Origin of the sequence: Pseudomonas sp. MD195_PC81_125 (assembly GCF_014060985.1) — a bacterium.
In the GTDB taxonomy this organism is placed as follows: Bacteria; Pseudomonadota; Gammaproteobacteria; order Pseudomonadales; family Pseudomonadaceae; genus Aquipseudomonas; species Aquipseudomonas parakoreensis.
In genome coordinates this window covers 1-3100 of sequence record NZ_JABULD010000664.1, presented here as the reverse complement: position 1 = coordinate 3100, position 3100 = coordinate 1, and the positions used below count along the sequence as shown (strand labels likewise).

Annotated in this window: 3 protein-coding genes; 1 reads left to right on the top strand and 2 read right to left on the bottom strand. The window is 60.7% G+C overall.

The genetic code is table 11. The features are described 5' to 3' along the window. Positions 1 to 90 precede the first annotated feature (90 nt). On the bottom strand, positions 91 to 624 hold the full coding sequence (locus HT737_RS26205) for a cysteine hydrolase family protein (RefSeq protein WP_182404289.1): 534 nt from the start codon (positions 622 to 624) through the stop codon (positions 91 to 93). 67 nt (positions 625 to 691) lie between these two features. After that, a complete protein-coding gene (gene ggt / locus HT737_RS26200; protein ID WP_182404288.1) occupies positions 692 to 2419 on the bottom strand; it encodes a gamma-glutamyltransferase in 1728 nt (575 codons plus the stop codon). 150 nt (positions 2420 to 2569) lie between these two features. Here ggt and HT737_RS26195 point away from each other — a divergent pair. Further along, the coding region (locus HT737_RS26195) for a methylated-DNA--[protein]-cysteine S-methyltransferase (RefSeq protein WP_182404287.1) at positions 2570 to 3100 on the top strand (531 nt) is incomplete at its 3' end.

Below are 3100 nucleotides of genomic sequence, written 5' to 3'. Positions count from 1 at the left end.
TTCAAAAGACCTTGTGATCCATGCCAAACCCTGTGGGAGCTGGCTTGCCAGCGATGAGGCCAGTAAGAACAACAGAAGTATTTGCGGGCTTCAGAAAATGATCGCGGCGGCAGGTTTGACGTCGACCCGGGCCATGGCCCCCGTCAGGTGCGCCAGGTCCTTGTTGTGTTCGGCGATGATGTCTTCGGCGCTCATGTTGCCGTTGTCGAGGGTGGAATGAGCGTCTGCCACGAGGACGACGTCGTACCCCAGCTGATGGGCCTGGCGCACGGTGGCGTTGACGCAATAGTCGGTTTGCAGGCCGCAGATGATCAGGCGCTCGAAGTCTTCGCCGGGCAGCAGTTTGCCCAGCTCGGTCTGGTAGAACGAATCCGGGGTGGTTTTGTGTACGCGCAGGTCTTCGACGGCAGTCAGCAGGCCATCGGCGAGTTGCCAGCCTTCGGCACCATGGGCCAGCGGGCCGTCCTTTTCTTCATGCTGAATCAGCACCACCGGCACGCTGGCCTTGCGCGCGCGCGTGCTGAGCTGGTTGATGGTGTCGATGACGCGGCGAATGTCGAAGCACTGATATTGGCCCGAGCAGAGAGCCTGTTGGACGTCGATGATCAGCAATGCGCTAGACATGATGGGCCTTCCTTGATCGAACGTTGAAACCGGGGCGGAGCAGCGCCCGCCCCCTTTTTTACCCCTGTCAGTAGCCTAGTGACAATCCGGTATTGCGTCGTGGATCGTTGGCCCCGTAGAAGCGGTTTTTGCCCACTGGCTTACCGCCCAGCGACGGCGCGCCGACCAGGATCGCGGCGATGTGGTTGGCGTCCTGCGGCCCGGCGAACTTGTGGCCCCAGCTCTCGAGGAGCTTCTTCGTATCGGGGCTGGCCGCGAAGTCTTCGAGGTTGGTTTCCTCAGGCATCCATTGCTGGTGGAAACGCGGCGCGTCCACCGCTTCCTGCAGGCCCATGCCATAGTCGATGACGTTGAGCATGGTCAGCAAGGTCGCCGTGATGATGCGGCTGCCACCCGGCGTACCGACCACCATCACCACTTTGCCGTCCTTGGTGACGATGGTCGGGCTCATCGACGACAGCGGAGTTTTGCCCGGAGCGATGGCATTGGCCTCGCCCTGCACCAGACCGTACATGTTCGGCACGCCGACCTTGGAGGTGAAGTCGTCCATTTCGTCGTTGAGGATCACCCCGGTCTTGCTCGCCATCACCCCGGCGCCGAACCAGTCGTTGAGGGTGTAGGTCACCGACACTGCGTTGCCCCACTTGTCGACGATCGAATAGTGCGTGGTGTTGTTGCCTTCATGGGGCGCGACGCCGGGTTTCAGTTCGGCGGAGATTCCGGCCTTCTGCGGCTGGATCGCGTTGCGCAGCTTGGTCGCGTAGTTCTTGTCCAGCAGATGCTCGATCGGATTCTTCACAAAATCCGGGTCGCCCAGATAGCTGTTGCGGTCCACGTAAGCGTGGCGCATCGCTTCGATCTGGTAGTGCATGCCCTGGGCCGAATGGAAGCCCAGGTCCTTCATCGGATAGCCTTCGAGAATGTTCATGATCTCGCAGATCACCACCCCGCCGGAGCTTGGCGGTGGCGCCGAAACCACGTGGTAGCCGCGGTAATCGCACTCCACCGGGGCCAGTTCGCGGGTCTTGTATTTGTCGAGGTCGGCCTGGGTGATGATGCCCTTGTTGGCCTGACTGGAAGTGACAATGGCGTCGGCTACCCAGCCCTTATAGAAACCGTCAGCGCCTTTTTCCGAGATGGTGCGCAGGGTTTTCGCCAGATCCTTCTGCACCAGTTTCTGCCCGACCTGCATTGGCTCGCCGTTGTGCAGGAAGATCGAGCCGGAATCACGCATGTCCTTCTTGAATACATCGGTGGCGTAGTCCAGCAAATCGACGTCGCCCTGCTCCAGTTCGAAACCGTCTTCCGCCAGTTTGATCGCCGGGGCGATCATGTCCTTGCGCGGCTTGGTCCCGTACTTGCTCAGCGCCAGCTCCATGCCTGACACGGTGCCGGGCACTGCCACGGCGAGGTGACCGCGCGTGCTCAGGTCCGGGACGACGTTGCCGTCCTTGTCCAGGTACATGTTGGCGGTCGCCGCCAGCGGGGCTTTTTCGCGGAAGTCGAGGAAGGTCTTGCGCCCGTCCGCCAGTTGAATGGTCATGAAACCGCCACCGCCGAGGTTGCCTGCCGCGGGATACACCACCGCCAGCGCATAGCCCACAGCGACTGCCGCATCCACCGCGTTACCGCCACTTTTCAACACATCGACGCCGACATGGGAGGCCAGGTGTTGGGCAGTGACCACCATGCCGTTCTCGGCGGCAACCGGGGCCACGGAAGCGGCGTGGGCCATCAGGCAGCTCAGTGCCAGTGAAGTCGCGATCAGCGTTTTGGCCAAAGGTTCGTACTTCATGAGTCGATCTCTTTTTTGTTTTTGGGTTCTGTGCAGAGCAGAAGGGAACGCTGCAAAAGCACCAAGCAGTATGGTCGCTATTGCGATTTGCGCCTCCCCGATCAGCCAGTATGCTGGACGCCTTCGCCACGCAGATCCGGAGTTCTGCCCATGCCCTACACGTTCATCACCCTGCCCTCACCGGTCGGCGAACTGAAGCTGGTTGCGAACGGCGCACGACTGGCGGCCATCCTCTGGGAAAACGACAAACCGGGCCGGGTGCGCCTTGGTCCGATGAGCGCAGCACCGGACAATCCGCTGCTGCAACGAACTGCACAGCAGCTTCAAGAATACTTTGCCGGCAAGCGTGATCGCTTCGACCTGGCGCTGGATATTGTCGGCACCGATTTTCAGAAAAAGGTCTGGGCAGCGTTGCTGACCATTCCGTTTGGCGAAACCCGTACCTACAGTCAGATCGCCGAGCAGATCGGAAACCCGACAGCCGTGCGTGCGGTGGGAGCGGCGAATGGGCGCAATCCGATTTCGATTGTGGCGCCGTGCCATCGGGTGATTGGCGCATCGGGAAAATTGACCGGATTTGCGGGTGGGCTTGAGGCCAAAGAGCGGTTGCTGGTGTTGGAGGGTGGTAACTGGTCGGCGGTGGGCAGGACTGGGGATTTTGTTTTTAGCAGATCAAAAGAT

What these genes read in the sequence shown, in the direction of transcription:
- HT737_RS26205 (WP_182404289.1), bottom strand. Translation starts at nt 624, where the DNA reads ATGTCTAGCGCATTGCTGATCATCGACGTCCAACAGGCTCTCTGCTCG.
- ggt (WP_182404288.1), bottom strand. Translation starts at nt 2,419, where the DNA reads ATGAAGTACGAACCTTTGGCCAAAACGCTGATCGCGACTTCACTGGCA.